21 protein-coding genes are annotated in these 23,919 nt (G+C 52.4%); 10 read left to right on the top strand and 11 right to left on the bottom strand.

Going from position 1 to position 23,919, the window contains the following annotated elements; translation table 11 throughout:
- The first annotated feature begins 92 nt into the window (after positions 1-92).
- Both RKA07_RS02105 and RKA07_RS02100 read left to right on the top strand, forming a co-directional pair.
- Positions 93-1,646, top strand: a complete 1,554-nt coding sequence (locus RKA07_RS02105) for a methyl-accepting chemotaxis protein (RefSeq protein WP_310965426.1) — start codon at positions 93-95, stop codon at positions 1,644-1,646.
- Positions 1,647-1,737: 91 nt separating this feature from the next.
- Positions 1,738-2,331 (top strand): class I SAM-dependent methyltransferase, encoded by a 594-nt coding sequence (locus tag RKA07_RS02100; RefSeq protein WP_310965425.1) that lies wholly within the window; start codon positions 1,738-1,740, stop codon positions 2,329-2,331.
- A gap of 39 nt (positions 2,332-2,370) precedes the next feature.
- Here the strand turns inward: RKA07_RS02100 and RKA07_RS02095 are convergent, their stop codons facing one another.
- From RKA07_RS02095 to RKA07_RS02070, 6 genes are all read right to left on the bottom strand, one after another.
- Positions 2,371-3,141, bottom strand: coding sequence for a DUF6339 family protein (locus RKA07_RS02095; RefSeq protein ID WP_310965424.1), 771 nt, complete (start codon positions 3,139-3,141; stop codon positions 2,371-2,373).
- The gene (locus RKA07_RS02090; RefSeq protein WP_310965423.1) at positions 3,138-4,046 is read right to left on the bottom strand and encodes a hypothetical protein; all 909 of its coding nucleotides are present in this window, start codon (positions 4,044-4,046) and stop codon (positions 3,138-3,140) included. The genes RKA07_RS02095 and RKA07_RS02090 overlap by 4 nt, the downstream gene beginning before the upstream one ends.
- Complete coding sequence (locus RKA07_RS02085) at positions 4,043-5,920, bottom strand: hypothetical protein (protein WP_310965422.1); 1,878 nt, start codon at positions 5,918-5,920, stop codon at positions 4,043-4,045. The genes RKA07_RS02090 and RKA07_RS02085 overlap by 4 nt, the downstream gene beginning before the upstream one ends.
- The gene (locus RKA07_RS02080; protein ID WP_310965421.1) at positions 5,902-6,924 is read right to left on the bottom strand and encodes a PD-(D/E)XK motif protein; all 1,023 of its coding nucleotides are present in this window, start codon (positions 6,922-6,924) and stop codon (positions 5,902-5,904) included. The genes RKA07_RS02085 and RKA07_RS02080 overlap by 19 nt, the downstream gene beginning before the upstream one ends.
- Positions 6,917-9,541 carry a Z1 domain-containing protein gene (locus RKA07_RS02075; RefSeq protein WP_310965420.1) on the bottom strand — a complete coding sequence of 875 codons (2,625 nt, stop codon included), beginning with the start codon at positions 9,539-9,541 and terminating at the stop codon, positions 6,917-6,919. The genes RKA07_RS02080 and RKA07_RS02075 overlap by 8 nt, the downstream gene beginning before the upstream one ends.
- A gap of 153 nt (positions 9,542-9,694) precedes the next feature.
- Positions 9,695-11,278: a DNA cytosine methyltransferase gene (locus tag RKA07_RS02070; protein WP_310965419.1), complete on the bottom strand. Its 1,584-nt coding sequence runs from the start codon at positions 11,276-11,278 to the stop codon at positions 9,695-9,697.
- Between the two features lie 72 nt (positions 11,279-11,350).
- On the opposite strand from RKA07_RS02070, the gene RKA07_RS02065 reads away from it, so the two are divergent.
- A complete protein-coding gene (locus tag RKA07_RS02065; RefSeq protein ID WP_310965418.1) occupies positions 11,351-11,809 on the top strand; it encodes a very short patch repair endonuclease in 459 nt (152 codons plus the stop codon).
- 6 nt (positions 11,810-11,815) lie between these two features.
- Here RKA07_RS02065 and RKA07_RS02060 read toward each other — a convergent pair whose 3' ends face one another.
- On the bottom strand, positions 11,816-12,223 hold the full coding sequence (locus RKA07_RS02060; RefSeq protein WP_310965417.1) for a hypothetical protein: 408 nt from the start codon (positions 12,221-12,223) through the stop codon (positions 11,816-11,818).
- 175 nt (positions 12,224-12,398) lie between these two features.
- Entirely contained in the window at positions 12,399-13,709 is a 1,311-nt protein-coding gene (locus RKA07_RS02055; RefSeq protein WP_310965416.1) for an NAD(P)/FAD-dependent oxidoreductase, read from the bottom strand.
- Between the two features lie 187 nt (positions 13,710-13,896).
- Between RKA07_RS02055 and RKA07_RS02050 the strand changes: the two genes are divergently transcribed.
- Positions 13,897-14,457, top strand: a complete 561-nt coding sequence (locus RKA07_RS02050; RefSeq protein ID WP_200370683.1) for an LOG family protein — start codon at positions 13,897-13,899, stop codon at positions 14,455-14,457.
- A gap of 24 nt (positions 14,458-14,481) precedes the next feature.
- On the opposite strand, the gene RKA07_RS02045 is transcribed toward RKA07_RS02050, so the two are convergent.
- Both RKA07_RS02045 and RKA07_RS02040 read right to left on the bottom strand, forming a co-directional pair.
- Positions 14,482-15,222 carry a spermidine synthase gene (locus RKA07_RS02045; protein WP_200370682.1) on the bottom strand — a complete coding sequence of 247 codons (741 nt, stop codon included), beginning with the start codon at positions 15,220-15,222 and terminating at the stop codon, positions 14,482-14,484.
- Positions 15,223-15,246: 24 nt separating this feature from the next.
- Positions 15,247-15,579 (bottom strand): ankyrin repeat domain-containing protein, encoded by a 333-nt coding sequence (locus RKA07_RS02040; protein ID WP_200370681.1) that lies wholly within the window; start codon positions 15,577-15,579, stop codon positions 15,247-15,249.
- A 153-nt stretch (positions 15,580-15,732) separates the two neighbouring features.
- Between RKA07_RS02040 and RKA07_RS02035 the strand changes: the two genes are divergently transcribed.
- On the top strand, positions 15,733-16,356 hold the full coding sequence (locus RKA07_RS02035) for a YbhB/YbcL family Raf kinase inhibitor-like protein (RefSeq protein ID WP_200370679.1): 624 nt from the start codon (positions 15,733-15,735) through the stop codon (positions 16,354-16,356).
- 21 nt (positions 16,357-16,377) lie between these two features.
- On the opposite strand, the gene RKA07_RS02030 is transcribed toward RKA07_RS02035, so the two are convergent.
- On the bottom strand, positions 16,378-17,133 hold the full coding sequence (locus RKA07_RS02030; RefSeq protein WP_310965415.1) for a C40 family peptidase: 756 nt from the start codon (positions 17,131-17,133) through the stop codon (positions 16,378-16,380).
- Positions 17,134-17,274: 141 nt separating this feature from the next.
- Between RKA07_RS02030 and RKA07_RS02025 the strand changes: the two genes are divergently transcribed.
- The 5 genes from RKA07_RS02025 to ectA all read left to right on the top strand — a co-directional run bounded on the left by RKA07_RS02025 (position 17,275) and on the right by ectA (position 23,896).
- A complete protein-coding gene (locus RKA07_RS02025; RefSeq protein WP_310965414.1) occupies positions 17,275-19,467 on the top strand; it encodes a dihydrolipoyl dehydrogenase family protein in 2,193 nt (730 codons plus the stop codon).
- 23 nt (positions 19,468-19,490) lie between these two features.
- Entirely contained in the window at positions 19,491-20,459 is a 969-nt protein-coding gene (locus RKA07_RS02020) for a radical SAM protein (protein ID WP_310965413.1), read from the top strand.
- A 415-nt stretch (positions 20,460-20,874) separates the two neighbouring features.
- A complete protein-coding gene (locus RKA07_RS02015; RefSeq protein ID WP_310965412.1) occupies positions 20,875-22,281 on the top strand; it encodes a sodium:solute symporter family transporter in 1,407 nt (468 codons plus the stop codon).
- Positions 22,278-23,231 (top strand): hypothetical protein, encoded by a 954-nt coding sequence (locus RKA07_RS02010; RefSeq protein WP_310965411.1) that lies wholly within the window; start codon positions 22,278-22,280, stop codon positions 23,229-23,231. Before RKA07_RS02015 ends, RKA07_RS02010 begins: the two co-directional genes overlap by 4 nt.
- 149 nt (positions 23,232-23,380) lie before the next feature.
- Positions 23,381-23,896: a diaminobutyrate acetyltransferase gene (gene ectA / locus RKA07_RS02005; protein ID WP_200370672.1), complete on the top strand. Its 516-nt coding sequence runs from the start codon at positions 23,381-23,383 to the stop codon at positions 23,894-23,896.
- The last annotated feature ends 23 nt before the right edge of the window (positions 23,897-23,919 follow it).

Below are 23,919 nucleotides of genomic sequence, written 5' to 3'. Positions count from 1 at the left end.
TTTGTGCTGCGGCCTTTACGCAAGCTGCAAATATTTTACACATCGATGATCCTGTACCACAGTTAGGTGATGGCCACTATGAGGCGATCGATGTGAAAAAAAACCTGCCAGTCACAGATGTTGAGTACACCTTTCCAGAGTCGCAAAAGCTGATTTCATCCACAGACCTGAAAGGAAAAATACGCCACTGCAACCAGTCGTTTGTAGAGGTTAGCGGGTTCTCGCGGGAAGAGCTGATTGGCAAGCCACATAACATAGTGCGCCACCCCGACATGCCTCCAGAAACCTATAAAAACCTGTGGTCCCACCTGCAGGCAGGCACACCCTGGATGGGGATGGTCAAAAACCGTCGCAAAGACGGCGACTACTACTGGGTTAGCGCCTACATAACACCCATCACCAAAGCTGGCGCGGTTGTGGGGTACGAATCGGTTCGCTCCTGCCCGTCCAGAGAAGATATTCAGCGTGCTGAAAAACAGTACGCCAGAATTCGCCAAGGCAGCGTCCATACACCTTTCTTCAAAAGATTTGCGCTACAAACCTTGTTTATGGCTGCCGTGGTGGTTGTGGCTGCGCTCACCTTTTTCTCCGGTCAGTCTCTGGCAGCCCAGGCTATTCTGTTGATTGGAGCGATCACCTACGCTCTCTGGCTGCACAGCTCACGGCGCCAGTTAATAAGCTCCGTAATGCAGCTTCTTGATAAAAGCTTTACCGACGACCTCGCCGCACGCAGCTTTACCGACGACGATTTGGAATCCGGGCGCATGAAGGTTGCCGTAATGGCGCAGAAAGCCCATCTGGATGCCGTGCTTTCTCGCCTGGAATACTCCGCAGGAGAAGTGAAAACCGGCGCGGTTCAAGGGCTTGAAGTCACTTACGAATCCCACGAAGCCCTGAGAAAACAGCAGTCAGAAATCAGCAACGTGGCGGCCTCTGTGCATGAGGTATCCCAGACCATTACAGAAGTGTCTGCCAATGTTCAGAGCACGGCCCAGAAAGCAGAAGAATCCCGTGAGCTGGCGGATAGTGGGGCAAGTGTAATAGGAACAACCCGTGAAGGAATTGAAGGCCTGCAAGCGGCAGTGCACAGCATCAGCGAGTCGGTTGGTGAACTGGCTACAGAAACCCAGAGAATCGCCAGCGTTGCCAAGATTATTGAAGAGATTGCCGAACAGACCAACCTCCTGGCACTGAACGCAGCCATTGAAGCAGCCCGGGCCGGCGAGCACGGGCGCGGCTTTGCCGTGGTAGCTGATGAAGTGCGGGGCCTTGCCAGACGAACGCAAGATTCCACCCGGGAAATACACGGAATAATTGAAGCCCTGCTCTCCCGAACCTCCGCTTCTGTGCGCGCATCCGATGAGGGTAAAAAATCGGCCGATAGCGGGCTTGCCCACATGCTGGAAGCGGAAACCACATTGGGGCAGATCGCCAAATCGGTTAGCACCATTGCTGAAATGTCGATACAGATGGCCGCAGCCGTAGAGCAGCAAGCCCAAGTATTTGATGAGATAAATGAGCAGGTTGAGCACATATCCAGCCTGGGCTCCGATAGCCTGCAAAAAGGGGAGCTGGCAATAGAGCGGGTTCAGCGGCTGGAACATATAGCCGGAGAACTTCACGAGCTTGTTGTGCGATTCAAATAGACGGGCAGGCCATAAGTTGCCTTAACGGTTTGTATTTATAAAACAGTCGCTTATATTGTGCTCTGTCGATAATAAAAGAGCATTGCCCGGCATGAGCCAATCGGTTGCCTACTACAACGCGCACGCGCAGCAATTTATAGACGAAACGCTGCATGTGGATATGTCCGCGCTGTACGACGCTTTTTTGCCACATCTCCCTGAAAATGCCCATATTCTGGACGCAGGTTGCGGCTCAGGACGGGACTCCCGCGAGTTTCTGGCCCGTGGCTACCGCGTTACGGCGTTTGATGCCTCCGAAAAACTGGCTGCCCTGGCAACCAAAGCCATAAGCCACCCGGTTTCTGTTCGCACGTTCAGCCAGGTTACTGAACATCAGGCCTACGATGGCATCTGGGCCTGCGCCAGCTTGCTCCACCTCCCCCGGCAGCAGATACCCCAAGCACTTTCCCAACTATGGCAAGCCATGAAGCCCGGCGGCGCTTTATACCTGAGCTTCAAACGTGGTGAACACCAGCGCGAACACAACGGCAGGCACTTTACCGATGCGACAGAGGCTCAGCTTGAAGGCTGGGCAAGTGCTCTACCGGGGCTTGAGAAGATAACCACATGGCAAACTGCAGATCGCAGGCCGGGGCGGGATGAGTATTGGGTGAATGGGGTATATAAGCGCGCAGGGCTGCTTTAATTGCACAGCCACGTCTTCTGGAAGAGATTTATCAGGTGATTAATTAGTAGATATTTTTATTCCTAACGCTTCTGCAGCGGAATTAAATAGGTTGTCGACAAAGCCCTCTAAAGCGTCGTTAGAAAGTGTAGCTAAGTGGCGTGTTTCGTTTTGTAGCCTGACTTGTAAAGTGACTTTCCTCATAAGCTCCTCCATCTTGGACGAGCCGTACGCTTTGGAGGCTCTTAACCAGCCTTCGGCTAGCGCAATTGATAAGGGTCTACTGCTCGCGATACTAGGTCTTTCGGTAATCTGCACAAGAGCGTCTTCGGTGAGCTGTTCCAATAGCTCCCACCTGTGAGGGTGATCCTCACCCCTGTCCAATATCTGCCCTCTTAGCCATAGACGCTGGAACGCATTTCTAACCCCTCCGTGAAAGCGCTCGCGAGCACTTAGGGAGAAGCGCCAAATAACTATGTCTGGCAAGAGAACGGCAGCTATACAAGCCCAGACATCGTCACGCAGGAATTCACCTGTATTAGTGTATTCACTCTCTGCCAGCCAGACTGACGTTTTCACATCAAATATTGCGGCGCCTGAGCGGTCTGGTTGATTTGGGTAGCCAACATTCCTAGCTATATCAAGTATCGCGCCACGCATATCAACCAAGGTAGAATGGGTGGCTTTGCTTCCCCCAGTTGGGGCATACGAAACGGCGTCAGGAAGGCTTGATGCGATAGTAAAGGCCGAGCCACGAGAGTTAGAATCAAGCTTCTCCAACACTTGGTCGACAGCAATTCGTTTAAGTCGAGGGAAAAGTCTTACGTTCATAATTCCTCTTGGCTTTCTGCGATAGCCCAAATGGAAGCTCGGAATATTCCGGGTTGAGATTCAAACTTGTGTTTCAGGCTGACCAAGCTGGATGTTGGCCATGCTAGCTTTATCCAGCTCGCAGCCTGGGCAGCAAGGGAGCCTCCGGGAGCATTAGCTACTATGTCGTCGGCGTCTGTTTCGGTTAGGAGTTTTTCGAGTACCTGACCTACAACATCCACGCTGATTGTTTGTAGCAGAAAGCTATCTCCAGCCTGTATTTTTGTAATAATTTCTGGGTAATCATTGTTTAAATAAAGCCGAACCGCGCCATGAAAGTCGCGATTCCAGTCACCCGGGTTCCAGCTAACAAACCAAGGTGCCCTTGCCTCTGGCAGATTACCGAAGAGGCTTGCAAAGCTCGCTTCTTCGATTGGGAAGCGAGGTTCTTCGCCATCAAGGCGCGTTACAAGCTTATCCTGCCACAGCCTACTGTTTGGGAGCGTAGGAGATAATTTTCCAAAAGCTGAAGGCTTGGAAGCGAGTACGAGAGTTGTAGATATAAAGAGAAATGATGATAGATGCTCACTAGGGGGGATTAGTGATATATCAACTTTAGGAAATGCAGTGGTAATCTTAAAACTGTTTGTTGAAAGAATTTTCCTGGGTAGACGACCCGATCCCGTACCAATATCTACAATTAGCCTGACTTCGAGAGAATCGGAGGGAATTTCCAACAAACTCGAAACATCCTCCATGTTTAATTCTATAGATCTGGATAGGCATAACTCTGTGGCATAGTCCCAATCTGCAATATAGTCGCCGATTGGAGTAGAGCCGCCTCCATCCACACATAGAAACCATGGTTCAGCGCTGATGCATGAGTCTGGAACGGTAAGAAATGGGAACGCGATATTGCGGCTCACAGATCTTCACTCCTCAACATATCAAGGCGCAAAGTCACTGCACCGTGCTCAGGCATCGCCACATATATTTCCAGTGTTCCGTTATTACCATCAACAGATACGCCGGTAGCGTCACCGATAATCAAATGCTCTGGACCTTCAAACCTGTACTCTAGAATCTCTGGCTTCTCTGGTAGATCCGAGTCCGCTGAAATGTTACTACCTTCAATAGCAAACATGGCGTCGCCACATACAACAAGACCGGAGCGGTCCCGGTCTTGCACAACATCAGAGCGAAAAACCGCCACGGCACCAGCGAACTGCCCGTAACCATCCAAGAGCCTGTCAAAGGTCGGCTTGGAAACTCTAGCGCGCTTTGTTGTTTTTCTAGATGGCCGGGCTTTACTTCGACGTGCGCCTGCACCATCACCTAAGCCTCGATCGAGGATTGAGCCGATCATCCCTGCGACTTTCGCAAGTGAAGGCCCCGCTTCGCCGGGGAGGTTGTAGGGCGCTGATTTTGCTGCCACCTCACGGGCAGTTTTTTTTATTTCTCTCAGAGCCACGTTGACGTAGGTCTTAGCGTGCCCTTTTGGGAGATTGTCGGGGATCCAGTTATCGTGGGCTGGTGGCTCTGCATCGGCAAATGCCTGCTCGACTTCGTCGTCATCATCAACTACGAAGACTCCTGCCCATTCCAGCCTCTCATCAGGAAGCGGCTCCCCCTCAAAATACTTGACGACAAGCTCAACTGGCCGCATGACCGCGATGTGGCAAGATAAAGTTGGAAAGATACTTCCCACGCCTACTAGTGGTGTTCTTTTACCCCGCAAACCTTTCTGCAGCCCGAGCTTGCCGAGAGCCTTTGATGGGCGTTGGCAAGATATTTGTGCAACGTCAGCCTCGTTACCCGAGCGAATTTTGTCCATTGCCAGACAGAAGAGATCGAGTGGTGGGAATTGCTCTGGAGCAGGAACTGCCATGGGAATTCCGTCAACTTCTACACTGCACTTAAGACGCCTGTTTGGCGGCGTGCTTTGCATCATTCGTGGCCAGAAATTCCAAAGCAGGGTTTCCATAATTCTTGCGCCGATAACGGTGGGTGACTCCGTCCGCGACTCATCATCATGGATATTTACTCCAAGGATCATGATGGATGTACCACTGCGACTAGCACTTCTTTTAGGGAACCCCACAGCTTCTGAAATTGCGGTAGCGTCAGAATTAATCACTGGCTCAGCAAAGTCACCTTCAGATGTTAGAGTCCCCCACCAGTGACGTCCTGTATAGCGCTTCTCGAAACCTCCTTGCTCAACCCCAAACGACTTGCCTACATGGCATGCCATCAGTCGTCGAGTTTTGTCGCTATCGCCATGTACGTATGTGTCGACGAGGATCGTATTGCACTGACTCATGGCATATAGCGAGACCTTCCCAAACCCGTAAGTTCCTCCTCCATGAGTTGTATCTCTGCTGCTACCGATATTTCGTAAAAAGTCGATGAAATCAGTTTCTGTTGTGCCGATTGGTATTTGATCGGAGCGGGTGGGCCCCCCCAAACCAGTGGTGCCGAAATCACAAATTTCCAAGACTAGAGGAGCTTGTGTATCGAGAAACTGTGCAATACGTTCACGAGATGTAGTTTCACCAGGCAGATCGCTGAATACCTTCGAGGACAGCACAGCCAACTGACCATCTGTCAGATGACGCAGTCTAATTAGGACTTCGGGAGGATTGCCGAGTTTTGACGCATCCAGAGTGTTTTGTACTGACTCCCGGATCACTGTCTGTAGTGGGTCCAGTGCAGGGGAGCCAAGTAGTTTCCGGAAGTTCTCCCCAATATTTCCGGATCTACCGTACTGCTCGGAATGCAGATTCATTCTGGGGAAAGGCATGCAATTAACTCGTTCTGTATAGTTTCTTTTTTGTCAGACGTAATTATGCAGTCACTGGCATGGCTCAAGTCGATTTTGTACGAGATATCCAGGACCCCTTGGGGAGATTTCGAGCCAACGAAATTATCTTCAGTCAGGCGAGGGAAACTGCCGCCCACCTCAAATACTTCTTCACCCTCGAACGAAAAGCTGAGGTGGTTCCACTCATCAGCACTTGGATCTGAGCAATCCAGGCCTAGCAGTATCTCCTTTAGTTTTTCAGGCTCTGAACATCTAAGCGCAGCACGATTGTACAGATTGGCCACGTTGAGCACGCCGCCGGGTGTTGGCTCAAGCGTTAAGCGGGTCAAGTAGAGTTGCCCGCCTGATGGCACACTAAGCTGGTCAACTGACTGGATGGTTACAAGCGTATTTGAAGCAGAACGAGTGCTCTTTACTTCAAGTGCCAAGCTTCCTGCTCTAAAATCATGTCGCCCACCTTGGGGGCCCATCCAGGCACGCCACGCTTCCGGGGAGCGGTCTAACAACTCGTTCAGCACAAATAACTCACCAACCAATCCCAAGACTATCTCTGTTGGAATAGTTTTTGTCGGTGTTAAAAACAGCAGCGCTCTGAAGTCATGAAGGGTTGAGCGTAGTGCTGACGGGACGCTGGTCCCTTCTTGTATTCTGGACAGAATCTCATCGACGACTTCCGTAAAAACGCTTTCCAGCTCTTTTACTGTACACATTATATCCAAAAGGCGGGAAGTTGAGCCGTCGATAACTGCGTGTGTTTCTTTTATGCGCAGTGATGTGCTGACAGGAAGCTTCCCAACCTTCTCGGACTTTGAGAGTGGAAGTAAAAGTCTCGCCTCTTGCGCGGGACCTAGTGCAAAGCGAAGAGGGCCAGCTGTTACCTCGACATTAGCAAGCCTGGTTGGTAGCTCATCTTTGCTTGGAGCGAAGTCCCCTTGGCGAAGGAGGCTCCAGTGGTATCCTGCAGTCCTTTTGCTGTCAGACATTTGCAGCCTCCGCTTGAGCCAGCTCTTCAGCATCAATTTCTTCAATCTCGTCACCGGAAACAAAATCCAGGTCGACGCTGAAGTATTTGCCCGAAGAGTCGGAGCTGCCCGGAAAGACAACTCCAAAGCCAAGAATGTCTGACAGTGCCTCAAGGTTAGATCTGGATTTACTATTTGTTGTTGCTGGCTCTGAGCCCTTATTTATTGCATACAATAAAAGAAGCGGCTTATTCCCTGCCAACTCTTCTCTGGAAACTTTCAGGTCGGACCACTTCATTGTCGAGTCGAACTTAATATCGGTGTCCACTGCCAAATCAGAGCGTGACATAAGGGCTTTTATGTCTGCAGTATCAGGGCGACTGGCCGAGTTCAGTTTTGCGCGATTTACAGTAAAAACGGGCCCGATACTCCCAAGTGCTTCTGATGACTCACCAGCTCGCTTAGTGCCAATGACCGCCATATTCCATTTCTTGAGCGCGTCTCCACCGCCCGAGATAAATTCACTGAGAGTTTCCTCAGATAAATCTTTGTGGTCAGCATGAACGGAATACATCTGAAAGAATCGCGCCACTGCAGTGCGAGGAACATCTCGCCACAAAGGGCTGGTAGACGATTCGTCTCGGAGGCCAAGGTTCTCTGCTTGACTTACAAGATCTGCTCCCGCCTGCCAGTTCTTTTTTAGGATATCAGGGTCTTTGTGGTTGAAGCGGAATGTTTGCTTATGGGTGCCCCAATAACTGATCGCACATCGGTTGGCAGCTTTCATTTTAGAGGCAGCAGTAATCGCCATACCCGGAATGGCACGAACACGCACAGCCATTTCCATGGGGGTAATTTCACGTAAACGATACTCTTCAATCTCTTCTCGGACTTCTGCTTCGATTCCCGCTAAGGCTCTAAATTTGAGAGCTAGATCTTCAGTGGTCCAGATACGAGGCAAGTCCTCATATTTCGGACGAAACCCAAACCAGCGCCCCATCTGGAGCAGGGTATCGTACTGGCTTGCTGACCGCAGGAAGTAACTAACCATTAGTCCTTCAATAGTGAGGCCCCTTGCCAGAACTGAACCACCAACTACGATATATGTCTTGGGCTCTTTTGTGTAATCAATACGTTCGCTGCTCTCTCCATTCTCAACAGGTACTTCTATTGCATCGAGCACCACTGGGATTTCATGAAATAGCTCCGAAAAGGATACAGAGGTAGCGCTGGTAATGTTCGAGTCAATTCTCTTACTTTCGTCTTGCCAGATCTCTTCCATCAGTTCTGAAATAGGACTGTCAGCCTTCTTCAGATCTTCATCCTTGGTCTCAAGCCAGCCATGAATCAACGATGCAAGCTTCTCATGCATTGTCACATATGCGGATGTGTGGACAAGCATGGACATGTGCTTGTCAGTATCACCTCTAACTCTTCTTGCAGCACAACAGCACAAAAAATAAAGAATTGCCCGCTCCAGTGACGGCGTCATTTTGGGCTGAAAAACATCCCTGTCTTTTGCCTTGACGGGCTGCAAATCGGCGATCTCTTCTTCTACGATAAAGCGAATCATGTCTAACCCATCGTCACCATCATCGTCTCGGTCTGATTCAACTGGCGGCTGACCAAACAGTTTTTTTGCGCCAAAGTAGCGCTCAGGAGTTGGCAGACTGGTTACGAAGTCGCTTGGATATAGATCATCAAGAGTGACGCCGTCCGGTTTATAAGGATTGATAAATACGTTTGCGAACGGGGTAGCGGTATAACCGACGTAGGTAACAGCGGGGAAAAGGTGAATTAGCTCTCTTATCCGCTCATTTATTGAGGTCATATCTGTTTCGCCAGAAGCGGAGTTAACGCTGGCTTGGTCGCACTCGTCATCTATTATCAAGACTTTCAACCGATCTAACGCAACCTTTGGAGTTTCTTTAATGGCTTGGTAAAGCTGCCGAAGCGGGGAGACGTTTTTCTTGGCGACTGCCAGTTGAACACCGTTGGGATTGGAGAGTAAGCCTCCGCTAGGTGGAGTCCTGAAGTCGCCTCGTTCATCCGTTGGTGTTCGTACATCCCATAACAACCGACGCCGATCGACGAGGTCTTCTATAATTCGGAGCTGAGTTTGCCGGCGCAACTTGTTGGTCAGGCCTGCCAGTATAATAATTGTGTTGTAGCCAGCATCGACGGCCTTCGCGATTACGCCGGTCATATTTGCGGTTTTACCGGACTGAACATGCCCTACAACTAATCCCTTACAGGTAAAGCGATCTTCTTTCGGGTTGTTTAGCAAAGACACAACTTCATTAGATGACGCATTAATGCTTTCAACGTCATCCGGGTGCCAATCCTTCTCTTTGAGTAAATACCCCTTGAGAGCCGGCCAGTGCAGATCAGAAGGCTTTGGGCCGTAATACCACGGGTCACGTTTGCTGATAATTGAGTTGACCTTGATCACCTCAACATCCTCAAGCCGTTTGGCCAGGATTTTATAAGCTTCCGCGTATACCTCGGGTGATAAAATTCCTGGGCTAAGAGCTTCGAGCCGGCTTTTGACAGTGTCTAATGCCGAATCGAGGTTCTTTGAGCTAGGCATTGCCTCTTCAAGCATCTCGACCAGTTTATCAACCTGAGGGTTGGACATTTCTTGGCTCCCAAACAGCTAAAATTTTGGGATCACGAAGCTAACTGATTGTAATAATTAGAGGCGTGCTTGCGTGATGAATCCCTTCAACTGCACAAACTAGCCGTAATATTGAAAACTATCCAGTGAGCTTGCGAAGTATGCTGTGTGTTTTTACATTATTTTATGGGAGCGATCGCAAAGGAGAGAGAGCACCACTTGTGCAATTCTGTTGGCTAGCAGCGGAGGTACTGCATTACCCACTTGGACATATTGCTGAGTGCGGTTCCCTTCAAAGAAGTAGTTGTCAGGAAACGTCTGAATCCTGGCGGCTTCACGCACCGTAAGGCTGCGGCACTGGGCAGGGTCATAGTGAATGAAGTAGTGCCCGTCCTTTGAAATGTGACTGGTTACCGTGCTGGCCACTCTGTGGCGAGACTGCACTTTAAATCGATCTGCAAAGTGACCACTTTTCCAGTTTTTATGTGCGGGCGCCAGTTCATCTGGATAGTCCGCTGACCTGGGAGATAGGCCTTCGTTTATCTCCGCATAGCAGCTGGCATAAAAGTACCTGTGCAGATCCTCCGGCATATGATTTCTTGCCTGATGATTTGGGACGCCCTCCAGCTCTTTGTCCAAGTACCATTTCTGTAAGGCTTCAGGCATTCGTTGTAGATTCTTTTCGGCTTGCTCTACAAATGGCAGGCCTTGGCCTGGATCCACACTAGGTCGACTGCCAGCTTCCCGCGCATATTTCTTCGCCGCATTTCGGAGCGCGGGTGTTAAACTCGCATGGCCTTCGGCCTTTTTCAGATTATCGAGCCATGCCTGATAATCGTTCTTCAGAACCTTGGTTTGGCCGCTCCTCAGAGAGGGAAGGTCATATAGGACTTGGTCGGCAGTTATTAACTCGTTTGTCTGCCACTGTCCGAGGAGTCGGCTGCTGGGTACTTTATGCTGATGGTCTCTCCTCACGCCCAGAATTATGACTCGATGGCGAGCTTGGGGGATGCCAAATTCCTCTGCTCGAATAACGAAGTCTTTACCTGAGTATTTAGCACGCCCTTTACCTATTTCCACCGCCAATGGGTAGAGATCGTATTCAACGTCACTGCCATGATTGCCAACAGCTTTTCCGGGGTGCCGTAAGTCCTTCTGGATCTCCTCGAAGATAGGATTTCCATTCACCTTGGCTGTCAGGATGCCCTTTACGTTCTCCATCACGAAAACGTCAGGGTTCACAAGGTCGAGTACCTTGAGGTATTCCTGATAAAGGAAATGCCTGGCGTCTTCCTCTGGTTGGTAAGACTTGTTGCCCTTATTTCTGGCCCTCCCGACTAACGAGTAGGCCTGGCAAGGGGGACCCCCAATAACGACTGTTGGCCCCTTATGATTTTTGAGAGCGTCCTCTATTGCCTGAAAAATTTCATCGTGGTCTTCGCTGCCGAGAGCTTTTGGCCCACCCAGGGTTTCATCCTTTGCTGCCTGGAGCTGCTCAAGGTACTCGCTGAAAACTTCGTCCAGGTCACCCCTGCCGCCTGAACGGACGTAGTCGTAATATTCCTTTGGCACTTCTTTGCCTCGAAACTGGCGAAAGAATGCTCTGAGCGTTAGCGTTTTATGCGCGCTGGGCTCCATTTCTACGGAGGCTGCGATTTGAAATGGGAAATCTCCGTTCTCGGTCTCAAGAGCTGAAAATCCTTCCCCTAAGCCACCGGGGCCAGCGAAAAGATCAATTATTTTGATTTGGTTTTTCATGAGATGATCACCGAGATTTGGTGGCGCACTAGCATACCAGGCCTTTGAACGAATTCCAGGTTTTAATATCAGATGACTGACATTGTTGATAAGCAAACACGCTCACGAATGATGTCCGGAATCCGTGGCAAAAACACCAAGCCGGAGCTTGTTGTTCGACAAGCGCTGCATGCCAGGGGATTCCGGTATCGCCTTCATCGTAAGGATCTTGCCGGGAAACCAGACATTACGCTTCCGCGCTACAACGCTGTGGTTTTCATCAATGGGTGTTTTTGGCACGGCCACAGCTGTCACCTGTTCAAATGGCCTAAAACCCGGCGAGAGTTCTGGCGTTCAAAAATTGGTGCGAATCAGGAGCGTGACCGCAAAAGCATTGAAACATTGCTAGATCGAGGCTGGCGGGTTTTCATTCTGTGGGAGTGTTCAGTAAAGAACGCACGCGCTGAATCCCTTGCGTCAGTCATCGACGATCTATCAAGCTGGATTACCGGGTCGAGCTGTTTTGGTGAAACCAGCCCAGCTCGGCCATGAGCTTTCTCAGCTGAACGAAGCTTCGATATCAATGTAGTCGGCAGCGCTTCCTTTTCGACCTGATTCTAACCACTTACTGAGAGCATCTGCTACGGCATTGAAGTGGTCGCATATTTTCTGCACATCCCAGTCCCACTCATAAAAGCTGCCAACTTTGGAGCCTTGCAGGGCTTCGTCCAGCAGATACATGTTGTGATCGCAATAGTCTCCAATCGTGGCAAAATCAGGAATGTCATCGGGTAAAAAGTTGAATTTAATATCCTGTTCTATCCAGGCTTGAGCGACGAGCACTCGATAGCGGATTACGTCCTCGGGCGTAACTGTGTCTGGGTTTGGAATCGGGATATTGAGACGATGAGTTCTGTCGATGCCTTCATCCAGAACGCTTTTTGAAGTTTGAAGTTCCTTCTTCATGAGGGCTCCCTGTAATGAATACTGTGTTTATGTACAGTACTCTGAGGAGTTAATGTTTGCAACGTTAAAAAGCCGCCCAAGTCACAAATTCGGGCGGCTTGTTCATCATGATTTTATTGGCAAAGCGTTGGGTTTTTGAAGAACCTGAGACCTTCAGGTTTTAGCCGAGAACCCATCAATGCAACTTCATCCTCGGCTGCATAGCCCGGCTAATCTTATCCATAAACCAGATCACGCCCGTGCGCAGAAAGCCGTGCAAGGCCACCTGGTGCATGCGGTATAGCGATACATAAAACAGCCGCGCCACCTTGCCTTCAATGTACATGCTGCGGCCAGACAGGTTGCCCATCAGGTTGCCTACGGTGGTGTAGTGGCTGAAGTTGATCAGCGAACCGTAGTCGTTGTACACGAAGGGCACGGCGTCTTTGCCTTCCAGCCGGTTGCACAGGGTTTTGAACAGGGTGTCGGCCTGTTGGTGTGCCGCCTGAGCGCGCGGCGCTACGGGGCGGTCAGAATTCGGCTGCGGGCAGGCTGCGCAGTCGCCGAAGGCGAATATGTCTGTATCCTGGGTGGTTTGCAGGGTTTGGTGCACTATTAGCTGGTTGCTGCGGTTGGATTCCAGCCCGTCGAGGTTGGCCAAAAATGCAGGCGCTTTAATGCCAGCGGCCCAGATGGTCATTTCTGAGGGCAGTTCGGTGCCGTCTTTCAGTACCACAAGGCCAGGGCGAATTTCGCTTACGGGTTGGCCATTGAGTACTTTCACGTGTTGGCGGCCTAGCTCTTTGGTGGCGGCTGCCGATAGCCGCCCCGGCAACGCCGGTAGAATCCGGTCGGCGGCTTCAATTACGGTAATGGATACATCGGAGGCTTTCAGGTGGTTCATGCCGTAAACGGGCAGTTCCCGTGATGCCATTCGCAGTTCTGCAGCCAGCTCAACCCCTGTGGCGCCTGCGCCTATAATGCTTATGTTGAGCGCGTGAGCCCCGCCTTGCATGGCTTCGTGGTTTTTGCGCAAAAAGGCGTTGAGCATCAGGTTGTGGAAGCGCCGTGCCTGCTTCAGGCTGTCGAGGAACAGGCAGTTCTCCTGTGCACCGGGAGTGCCAAAATCGTTAGCGGTGCTGCCTACGGCAATCACCAGCGTGTCGTACTTCAGTCGGCGCTCAGGTACTACTTCAATGCCCTCCTCATCAAAAAAGGGGGCGATCACCAGTTCTTTGGCCTCACGGTTGAGGCCATTCATGCGGCCGAGCTGGAATTCGTAGTGGTGCCTGCGGGCGTGGGCCCGGTAGTTCACTTCGTTGGAGTTGGCATCCAGTGAGCCGGAGGCCACTTCGTGCAGCAGGGGCTTCCACACGTGGGTAAGGCCGGCATCAACAAGGGTAATGCGGGCTTTGCCTTTTTTGCCGAGTTTTCTGCCCAGGCTGGTAACAAGTTCGAGGCCGCCGGCACCACCGCCGACCACCACAATGTGATGAAGGTTATCCATAGCGTTCAGACCTTTAAGTAATGAAAGCCAAACGCTCTTGCGGAAAAACGCTTGGCTGTCGTCACTGGGGCTAGCTTACAGGTAGGATACGGGTGCTGCGGGGATAATACTAACGCGCGCCGGGCAGGCTGCACAATTGGTCGGAAGGCCCATTAATCATTTGAAATACAGCAAGAGACAGGAAGATATGAAAGTAGCAGTTTACTGTGGTTCCCGTTCAGGTAATGAGCCGCTCTATATTGAAAAGGCCAGAGAGCTGGGCGAGTTCTTCGGTAATAACGGGATAGATCTGGTGTTTGGTGGCGGGCATGTTGGCCTTATGGGCGTTGTTGCTGATGCGGTATTGGCAGCCGGAGGTAAGGTTTTTGGCGTGATTCCGCAGCATCTGGTTAACCGGGAGCTGGCGCATCCGGGCCTTACCGAACTTTTTGTTGTAGACAGCATGCATGAGCGCAAAGCGAAGATGGCAGAGCTGGCCGATGGCTTTGTGGCCCTGCCAGGGGGCATTGGCACATTGGAAGAGATCTTCGAGGTGTGGACATGGGGGCAGCTTGGTTTTCACAGAAAGCCCTGCGCTTTCTATAATGTGAATGGATTTTACGACGCGCAGCTTGAGATGGTTAAAACCATGGTGGCTTCCGGGTTCGTCAAGCAGCAATACCTCGACATGATTGTGTTGGCCGATACACCGGCGGCGCTGATAGAGGGCTTTAATGGCTACACGGCGCCGCAGGAAAAGTGGACCTGAGCCCGTGTGGCCCATCAAATGACGTTAAAGCCGGATTACCTTGCTCATTATCTGCTTCCAGCCAATAGGCAGGCGCTTTTCCAGGCTGGCAAGTGCAGGATCCTTCGGGTGTATGGCCTCAAAGGGTTGTTTGCTGGCATACACAATGGTGTTGTTGGTTTTGCTCTTGAAAGCCAGTAACACGGCAAAGTGCTTTTTCAGCTGGCGGAAGTAAGGCCCGTCCGGATCTGGTGGGCGATGGTAATTCAGTGCGAGCCAACCATTGTCGCTCAGCGCCCGGCTGCAGCCTTCTACAAACTGGCGCTGCGCCTGTGCGGGGCTCATGCGGTCTGCGCTGTACAAGTCGGCCAGAATCAAATCGGTGCTCTTTTCAGGGATGTTGCTCAGGGCATCGCGGGCGTCGGCAATGGTTACGTTCAGGCGCTCACTTTCGGGCAGGTCAAAGTACTCCCGGGCCACGTAAAGCACAGCCTCTCGCAGTTCAATTGCATGTATGTGGCACTCAGGAAACAGGTGATGAAAGGCGCTGGCCATTACACCGCCACCAAGCCCCAGTATGGTGACGTGTTGCGGGGTTTTGAAGGCTGCAGGCAGAAACATGGCGCGATTGTATTCGTGCACGGGAACGTGGGGGTAGCGCCTGTCGATCTTGCTTTGTTCAAACATTGAGTTGAAGGTCAGTACCCGATGTTTGCGGTAATCGATCACCAGAATGCTGCCGAGCTTATCCCGGCTGTGATGAATAATATCGCCTGTGTTGAACATACGATGCTCTTGGAGAAGGCCGGGCTAGGGGCTCAGGAGTTTAACGGTGGCTTGGGAATCTGTCGCGCGGGCAAGGCTCAGTGCCGTATTGCCTTCTTCATCCTGTAATTCGGGATTGGCGCCTTTTTCCAACAGGAGTTGTACCGTACCTGCATGGCCGTTGCCGGCAGCAAGCATCAGCAGGCTTTTGCCGTCGCTGGTGCGCATGTTTGCGGGTACACCTGCGTCCAACAAGGGGCGAAGCATGTGGGTGCCACCGTTGCGGGCCAGTTCAAAAATCCCCTGGGCAAAGGCAATGGCGTCTTCATCCAGTTGGCTTTCGGGTTGTTGAGGCTGGCCGGGCTTGTGTTCGCTCATCTGGGCTCCATCTAAATAATTGCTGAACAGTTGTTGTAGACATGAGTACGATACCGTTGATACAACCTTTTATCACAGAATGAGTTAGCTTCAGGCACAATCGTTGTAATAGAACGACGCTAATAACAGCAATAACTGACAGGAGAAAGCACCATGAAACTGAACGTTGAGGGGATTGAAGAGGGTAAGCCGATCCCGGATCTATTCGCGTTCGGCGTGTTCCACCCGGAAGATCGCATGAGTTTTGGTCCTAACCGGAACCCGGGAATGTCCTGGGAGGGTGAGCCAGAAGGCACCAAAAGCTTTGTGGTTATGATGTTCGACCCGGATGTACCCAGTGTGGCGGACGATGCAAACCAGGAAGGCAAAACCATTTCAAAGGATATTCCACGGGTGGATTTTTTCCACTGGCTACTGGTGGATATTCCGGCCCGCATTAGCCGCATTCCTGAAGGCGAAGACAGTGATGGTGTTACGCCAAAAGGCAAAGACAGCGCTGATGGCGTGTTTGGCCTGCGCGGGGTGAATAACTTTACCCAGTTTTTGGCAGGCAACCCTGACATGGCCGGCACTTACACCGGGTACGATGGCCCCTGCCCACCCTGGAACGATGAGCTGCTGCACCACTATCACTACGAAGTGCATGCGCTGGATGTGGAGTCGTTGGGGCTTTCTGGCGAGTTTGATGGCGAGGCGGTGCGCAAGGCCATGAAAGGTCACGTATTGGCCAGTGCCCGGGTAACCGGAACCTATACGCTGAACCCGGATTTACGTTAAAGCCGACCGGTAATGGGCAGCTTATAAGTCTGCCCAGTCGATGGCTCTGAAATTGAAGTTGTTTTCCAGCGTTGGTTTGATTATCTGGAAGTACGGCGATGCATCGAAATCCCTTGGTGTAAACAAGGATGTTTGCCGGATTCGGTAGTGCTCACGAATGCAGTCCCGGCAGTTGGGGTCGTCAGAAGGAATGGTGTCTATGGTCGGAAGTATGGGGTAGCGCAGGCGCTGGAAACCCTCTGCAATAAACGTGGAACATATCGTGCGTGTTGGATCGCCGCTGCCGAGGGATAGTAATTTGTGTCTGTGCCTTGAAGGAACCGGTGGCGTCTGGATGAGATAGCGCGCCAGATCAAACACATTTTTCAGATCGTACCGGTTGCCCAGTCGGCTCAGGGCGTAGTCAGTAAGCATTCGAATATTTTCGTCATCCAGCCCTAAAGGGCGACAGATTCGGGTATGGCTGTTGCGATAGAAGGATAGCGGCAGCGTGCGAATGCCAACCTCCAGGTCTGCCTCAATCAGCGTGTGGGGCTCGCCATTTTCTGATGTTCCCAGCCCGGCATCGGGCCCCAGATAAAGAACCGCATGAGACCAGGTGGATTGGGTCAGGTACTTTATCGCCACACTGATGCGGGTGTCACCCTCCACAAGCAATACATCTCCGGGCCTGAGCGCCTTTGCCATGGCCTCATAGGTTGAGGTGGCCACAGAGTGCTGCGCTACCTGCTTGGAAAGGTAGGCGGCGAGATGCTTCGCTAGCCAGTTCAGAAACATTCTTCACTCCGGTTGTGTATATTTGGCTTTCTGTCTTCAGGATAGCTTCTCAAATTCATTTCATGTGCGCTGCAACATTTGGGCGGTGATCGTGTCACAGCAACAAACGTATTGTTCTAAACATTTCTTACAGGCTTAGACATGAATCGAAGCAAGCTGATACTGATTCTGGCCATTGTGGCCGTGGTTGGCGTTTTTATTGGTCTGGACGGCCATAAACTGCTCACCCTGGCTAACCTGCAGTCCCATCAGGCAAGCCTGGCCCAATGGATTGAGGCAAATCTGCTGCTGGCGGTTGCAGGCTACATGGCTATTTATGTGGTGGTGACGGCGCTTTCCCTGCCTGGCGCGGTAATTATGACCCTCGCTGGCGGTGCGTTTTTTGGCAACATATACGGGCTGCTGGCGGTTTCCCTGGCGTCTACTGTGGGGGCTTCTCTCGCCTTTCTCGTTGCCAGATTCCTGATGCGCGATACCCTGCGTTCCCGCTACCGGGAAACCGTGGCGAAGATGGATCGCGGTGTGGAGAAAGACGGCGCTTTCTATCTCGCCACCTTGCGGCTGGTACCGGTGTTCCCGTTTTTCCTGATCAATCTGGCCATGGGCCTGACGTCAATGAAGCTGCGCACCTATGCGCTGGTAAGTTGGGTGGCAATGCTGCCTGGCACATTCATCTATGTGAACGCCGGAACCCAGCTGGGTCAGGTTCAGTCTACGTCCGATATTGTGTCTGCCGATTTGTTGATCTCCCTCGCCTTGCTGGGCATTTTCCCGTTGATTGCCAAGTTCGTGGTGGGTTTTATTCGTCGTCGCCGTGTTTACGCTGGCTGGCAAAAACCGGAATCCTTTGATTGCAACATGCTGGTGATTGGTGGAGGGTCTGCCGGTTTGGTGACGGCTTATATTGCCGCTGCCGTAAAAGCCAAGGTGGCGCTGATTGAAAAGCACAAGCTGGGAGGCGATTGCCTGAACACTGGCTGTGTTCCGTCCAAAGCACTGATTCGTAGTGCCAAAGCCGCCGATACCATGCGCCATGCCAACCGTTACGGGCTGGAATCTGTGCCTGTGAAGGGCTCCTTCAAAAACATCATGAGCCGGGTGAAGGAGGTGATTGCCAAGATAGAGCCCCACGATTCCCCCGAGCGCTATCAAAAACTGGGTGTGGACTGCATCTTTGGTGAGGCCAGTTTCGTATCTCCTTGGGAGCTTGAAATAAAACACAATGATGGCCGCACTGAACGCCTGACCGCGCGCAGCATCGTGGTTGCGACCGGCGGCAAACCGGCCATGCCTCCGATACCCGGGCTGGCGGAAATGAGCCCGCTGAATTCAGACAACCTGTGGGATCTGGAAGAGCAGCCAGAGCGGTTGCTGGTTCTGGGCGGAGGGCCTATTGGTTCGGAATTGGCCCACGCGTTTGCAAGGCTGGGTAGCCAGGTGATTCAGGTGGAGCGGGATGACCGCTTACTGGCTAAAGAAGACGTTGATGTGTCTGATGTGGTGAAAAAGCAGTTTGAAGCCGATGGCATTGATCTGCGCCTGAACCATGCGGCCACAAAATTCTGCATGGAAGACGGTGAGAAAATTGCCTACTGCGATCACAAGGGTGAGCAGGTGCGTATTCCGTTCGATCAGGTGTTGGTGGCTGTGGGCCGCGCTGCGAATACGTCAGGCTTGAATCTAAACCGGATTGGCATTGAACCCCTGCCTAACGGCACTGTGCCAGTAGACGACGACATGAGCATGCGATATCCCAACGTATTCGCCTGTGGCGATGTGGCTGGGCCATATCAGTTTACTCACGCGGCGGCGCATCAGGCCTGGTATGCGGCGGTAAACGGCTTGTTTGGCCAGTTCAAGCGCTTCAAGGTGGATTATCGGGTGATGCCCTGGGTCACTTTTACCTCGCCGGAAGTGGCTCGTGTGGGCCTGAGTGAGGCGGAAGCGAAGGAGCGGGGTGTGGCTTACGAGTTAACCCGCTACGGCCTGGACGATCTCGACCGGGCGATTACCGACAGCGAAGACTACGGCTTTATCAAAGTGCTCACGCCGCCGGGCAAGGACAAGATTCTTGGTGCGGTGGTAGTTGGCGCCCATGCCGCTGAAATTCTGGCGGAATTTACCCTGGCCATGAAGCATGGCCTGGGCCTGAACAAGATCTTGGGCACGATTCACCCGTACCCCACCTGGAACGAATCAGCCAAGTACGCTGCGGGTGAGTGGAAGCGTGCCAATGCGCCCGAGACGGTTCTCAGGTTGCTGGAAAAATTACACGGTTGGCGACGTGGCAAAAGTCCATGCAGCTTGCCCGACACTTCAAACGTGACGCCGTAATGTCACCGAATCAAGGAGCATCCATGCCCCTGACTGAAACACGACCTGCCAGGCAGCGCATACCCGCGGTAGAAGTGCGGGCACCCAGAGGCCGCGACAGCTGGACCCACACTCGCAATGGCGACCCTCGGGGTTACATTGATGCGGACAAGCTGAAAGAGTTGTGGATTCACACGGGCACCGCCTGCAACCTGGCTTGCCCGTTCTGCCTGGAGGGCAGTCATCCCGGTGATGGTCGTATTCCTGGCATGAAGCTGAGCGATGTGAAGCCGTTTATCCACGAAGCCATTGATATGGGCGTGGAGCAGTTTTCCTTCACGGGTGGCGAGCCGTTCGTGATACGCGATTTTGTGAATATTCTCAATTATGCCAGCCAGCACCGGCCCTGTTTTGTGCTGACCAATGCCACTGAGCCGTTACTCAAGCGCCGGCATCAGGTATTGCCTTTGCTGGATAACCCCTACCCGATTCATTTCCGAGTGAGCCTGGATTTTCCTGATCGTGTACGCCATGACAAGGATCGCGGTGAGGGAAGTTTTGATCAGGCGCTGGAGGGGATTCACTGGCTGATTGAGCAGGGGTTCAAGGTTTCGATTGCCCGGCAGACGGATACCAATGAGGTGCCGGCAGATGTGGAGGCGGCGTTCCGTGGGATTTTCCGTGAGTGGCAGATTCCGGAGAATCTGGCGTTTACGGCGTTCCCGGATTTGGGTACGCCGGGTTCTGAGGATGGTAGTCCTGAGATTACTGAGGGGTGCATGGAGAAATATCCAACGCCTCAGAGTCGTGCTCATTTCATGTGTACTTATACGCGGATGTTGGTGAAGAAGGGCGATTCGGTGCGGGTTTATGCTTGCACGCTGGTGGATGATGACCCTGAGTATGATTTGGGTGGGTCGCTGGCGGAGAGCATGGGTGAGCGCATTATGTTGCGGCATCATCGGTGCTTTTCCTGTTACCGCTATGGGGCTAGTTGTTCGGCGCCTGGTTAGGTGTTTGGCCTGGTAGCTTGCTGGGTAGGGAGTTGGCGGCATGGGGGGTGACAGTTTATTTTCTTGGAAAAACAACTCGCTGCGCTCAGACATCTTTTTCCGGCGAAAATAAACTGTCACCCCCCATACCGCGGGAACACCTTGCGAGCCTCATGGTTTAAAAATGTAAGTGTTTCAGGCGCCTTTTTTGTCGGGGAACGAAAGAACTTGGTTCAGCCAAGGTGCTGGTGGGGTTGGGGTCAAAAAATGTGGAGCGCCAGGGATGGCGCGACCAAGCCCCCCATGGATGGGTTCACGGGCGGTTTTTTGACCCCAACCCCACCAGTGCCGACACCTCTGAACCAGAAAAACGAACAATGCCCCCGGATAAAGTTCTCTAGGCAGCCCCCGGAATACAACGAGGAAGTAAACAACAGTGAATATCACAGAAGCCGCCCTGTTTTGGGGGTTCTTGCTGGTTTATGGCGTGGTTATGTATGTGCTGTCGCCGAAAAGCAGGAACTCGGAGTCTTTTTACAAGGGCGCTGATGATCAGGGTAATCCGGTTAGTCAGTGGTCGCTTACGGCCAGTATTTTTATCAGTTGGATTTTTGCCAAGTCGGTGACGAATGCGGCGAATCTGGGGGCAGATTACGGGGTGGTTGGCGGGCTGGCTTATGCCAGTTATTGGCTTTCGATTCCGGTGGCCGGGTATGTGATTTATCTGATTCGCACGCAGACCGGGGCGCGGAGTTTGCAGGATTTTCTTACGTCGCGGTTTGGGCGTTTTGCAGGGTTGGCGTTTGCGGCGGCTATTCTGATTCGGTTGTATAACGAGGTTTGGAGCAATACGGCGGTTGTGGGTGGTTACTTCGGGCTTCCCGGGGAGTTGGAGTATTACCTCGCGGCGATGGTGTTCACGGCGTTTACGCTGGCCTACAGCCTGAAGGGCGGGCTGCGGTCTTCGATTTTTACGGATGTGATTCAAACGTTCGTGTTTGTGTTTTTCCTGGGGGCGGTGCTGTTCATGATTATCCCGGCCAACGATTCCTCCGCTTTGCTGACCGAGGGTGAGTTCCGTTTGAACGCCGGGTTTGATTTGCTGCTGGTGGCTCTGTTGCAGATGTTCAGCTACCCGTTCCACGACCCGGTGCTGACGGATCGGGGCTTTGTGAACAAGGAAAAGACCATGCTCAAGAGCTTCGTAGTGGCGGGCTTGCTGGGCTTTGTGGCGGTGTTTTTGTTCAGCCTGGTGGGTGTTCACGCGCGGCTTAACGGTATTGAGGCGATGGGCAATGCGCCGGTGGCGGTGGGTCAGTCCTTGGGGCTGGCGGCGCTGTTTTTCATGAGTGTGGTGATGATGACCTCGGCTGGCTCCACGCTCGACTCCACCTTTACCTCGCTGGCGAAATCTCTGGCGGTGGATTTGCCGCGGCTGGCAAAGCGTGCGAAAGAGCGGCTGCCGAGCATGCGGGTGGGTGCCGTGGTGATGATTGTGTTTGCAGTGATCGGCAACCTGCCGATGTTCGCAGGCACGGATATTCTCAAGGCAACCACTGTTTCCGGCACTATGGTGATGGGGCTGGCTCCGGTGTTTTTGTTTTATGGATTTACCCGCTGGTCGCCGTGGAGTTTTCATCTCAGTTTCTGGACAGGCCTTGGGCTTGGCGTTCTTTTGGCGGCGGGGCTTATTCCGGCGAGTTGGGCTATCGGCGATGGCAAGTACGCCACGCTGCTAGGCGTTAACGCCTATGGGTTCCTGATCTGCACCGCGGGCTTCTTCCTGCCGCTGGTGGTGCGCCTGCTGGCCGGGAGAACTTTGGCGGCCGGAGAAGCGCGATGACGGAAGGCCGCAGTTGTCCTCTGGCGTATCGCTATCAACCCGCTGCTTTGTGCGCAGATCCTGTGCCGGTGGCTGAAGACGTTATTTATGTAATTGGCGGGCTCTACGGCAATCCGTTTGCGCTGGATGAAATTGAGAACATGGCCCTTGCAGAAGAGCGGCAGGGGCGCAGCGTAAAGCGGGTGTTCAACGGCGATTTCAACTGGTTTAACGCCAGTGATGAGCTGTTCCGCGATATCAACAGCCGGGTACTGAGCCACATGGCCATTTTGGGAAACGTGGATTATGAACTGGCAACTCCGAATAGCGGTGCCGGGTGTGGCTGTGCCTACCCTGAATTTGTGGGCCAGGGTGTGGTTGAGCGTTCCAATCAGATTATGTCGAGGCTACAAAAACTTGCCGGATCGCACCCGGATATTCAGCAGCGGTTGGCTGCTCTTCCAAGATATCAATGCTTGATGTTTGGAGGACTAAAGGTTTTGGTCTTGCACGGCGATCCGGAGTCTTTGGCTGGTTGGGGGTTGGCCCATGAATCCTTTGCTGCCGGCAACGAACGCAGTCTTGAAGGGTGGTTTCGGGAATCCGGCGCAGATGTAATGGTCTCTACCCATACGTGCCTCCCTGTGCTTTGGTCTGGCCGGGTTTGTGGGAGGCCTTGTGCGGTGGCCAATAACGGCTCATCCGGTATGGGCAACCTGAGCGGAGACACAAGAGGGCTGATTATGCGCATAAGTCGCACGGTGTCAGCTGTTGAGCCTGTGGCTGGCCTGCCTTCGGTTGCCGGGTTGCACGTGGATTTGATACCTGTAGATTATAACGTCAGTGCATGGGTGGAACAGTTCGACCAACTCTGGCCATCGGGTTCGCCGGCAGCAATATCCTATCGGAGGCGTCTTATCGAGGGCGCTTCGCTCAACCCTGGTGAGATTGTTTTCCCTGCGGCGTCATAATCTTTTTGGTGTTGGAAAATGCAGTGAGTCAGACTATTCTCAGAGTGAGTATCAGGGTTTTCCGGGACGTAATTCCCCTGCCCGACTTGAAATATATTTTGTGGTCTATATAATTTAACGCTTAATTTTAAAAGCGAACCACTTAAGTTATGACTTCTGAAGGATCGAATACCACCGCCATCACCCTTCGTACCCCCACTAAGGATGATGGCTTCAGGCTCCACCAGTTAGTGGCAGAGTGCCCTCCACTGGACGCCAACTCCATTTACTGCAACCTCCTGCAGTGCAGCCATTTTGCCGAAACAGGCGTAGCTGCGGAGAAAGATGGCGATCTGGTCGGTTTTATTTCCGGATATATCCCTCCCCAAAAACCCGAAACCGTTTTTGTATGGCAGGTTGCCGTGCATGAAAAGGGTCGCGGACAAGGCTTGGCCAAGCGGATGCTGAAAGAGATCGTGGCCCGGGAAGCGTGCAAAAACGCGACCCACATGGAAACCACGATTACCGCCGATAACGAAGCTTCATGGGCGTTGTTCCGTTCCTTTGCGCGAGATATGGGCGCAGAGATTGAGCACCATGAGCACTTCGAGAAAGGCATTCATTTTGGCGGCAAGCACGATTCTGAATTTCTGCTGCGCATTGGGCCGTTTACCAAGAAGCCCTGAGTGCCCGCACGAACAACATCAGA

Origin of the sequence: Marinobacter xiaoshiensis (assembly GCF_031631795.1) — a bacterium.
In the GTDB taxonomy this organism is placed as follows: domain Bacteria; phylum Pseudomonadota; class Gammaproteobacteria; order Pseudomonadales; family Oleiphilaceae; genus Marinobacter; species Marinobacter xiaoshiensis.
The sequence above is the reverse complement of the archived record's forward strand: the minus strand, read 5'-3'. Positions and strand labels throughout refer to the sequence as shown.

Bases quoted from the DNA above. Each gene is read 5' to 3' on its own strand.
- ectA (WP_200370672.1), top strand. From the start codon at position 23,381: ATGACTTCTGAAGGATCGAATACCACCGCCATCACCCTTCGTACCCCC.
- RKA07_RS02085 (WP_310965422.1), bottom strand. From the start codon at position 5,920: ATGCCTTTCCCCAGAATGAATCTGCATTCCGAGCAGTACGGTAGATCC.
- RKA07_RS02095 (WP_310965424.1), bottom strand. From the start codon at position 3,141: ATGAACGTAAGACTTTTCCCTCGACTTAAACGAATTGCTGTCGACCAA.
- RKA07_RS02030 (WP_310965415.1), bottom strand. From the start codon at position 17,133: ATGTTTCTGAACTGGCTAGCGAAGCATCTCGCCGCCTACCTTTCCAAG.
- RKA07_RS02040 (WP_200370681.1), bottom strand. From the start codon at position 15,579: ATGAGCGAACACAAGCCCGGCCAGCCTCAACAACCCGAAAGCCAACTG.
- RKA07_RS02075 (WP_310965420.1), bottom strand. From the start codon at position 9,541: ATGTCCAACCCTCAGGTTGATAAACTGGTCGAGATGCTTGAAGAGGCA.
- RKA07_RS02100 (WP_310965425.1), top strand. From the start codon at position 1,738: ATGAGCCAATCGGTTGCCTACTACAACGCGCACGCGCAGCAATTTATA.
- RKA07_RS02010 (WP_310965411.1), top strand. From the start codon at position 22,278: ATGACGGAAGGCCGCAGTTGTCCTCTGGCGTATCGCTATCAACCCGCT.
- RKA07_RS02060 (WP_310965417.1), bottom strand. From the start codon at position 12,223: ATGAAGAAGGAACTTCAAACTTCAAAAAGCGTTCTGGATGAAGGCATC.
- RKA07_RS02080 (WP_310965421.1), bottom strand. From the start codon at position 6,924: ATGTCTGACAGCAAAAGGACTGCAGGATACCACTGGAGCCTCCTTCGC.
- RKA07_RS02035 (WP_200370679.1), top strand. From the start codon at position 15,733: ATGAAACTGAACGTTGAGGGGATTGAAGAGGGTAAGCCGATCCCGGAT.
- RKA07_RS02050 (WP_200370683.1), top strand. From the start codon at position 13,897: ATGAAAGTAGCAGTTTACTGTGGTTCCCGTTCAGGTAATGAGCCGCTC.
- RKA07_RS02025 (WP_310965414.1), top strand. From the start codon at position 17,275: ATGAATCGAAGCAAGCTGATACTGATTCTGGCCATTGTGGCCGTGGTT.
- RKA07_RS02070 (WP_310965419.1), bottom strand. From the start codon at position 11,278: ATGAAAAACCAAATCAAAATAATTGATCTTTTCGCTGGCCCCGGTGGC.
- RKA07_RS02055 (WP_310965416.1), bottom strand. From the start codon at position 13,709: ATGGATAACCTTCATCACATTGTGGTGGTCGGCGGTGGTGCCGGCGGC.
- RKA07_RS02065 (WP_310965418.1), top strand. From the start codon at position 11,351: ATGACTGACATTGTTGATAAGCAAACACGCTCACGAATGATGTCCGGA.
- RKA07_RS02020 (WP_310965413.1), top strand. From the start codon at position 19,491: ATGCCCCTGACTGAAACACGACCTGCCAGGCAGCGCATACCCGCGGTA.
- RKA07_RS02045 (WP_200370682.1), bottom strand. From the start codon at position 15,222: ATGTTCAACACAGGCGATATTATTCATCACAGCCGGGATAAGCTCGGC.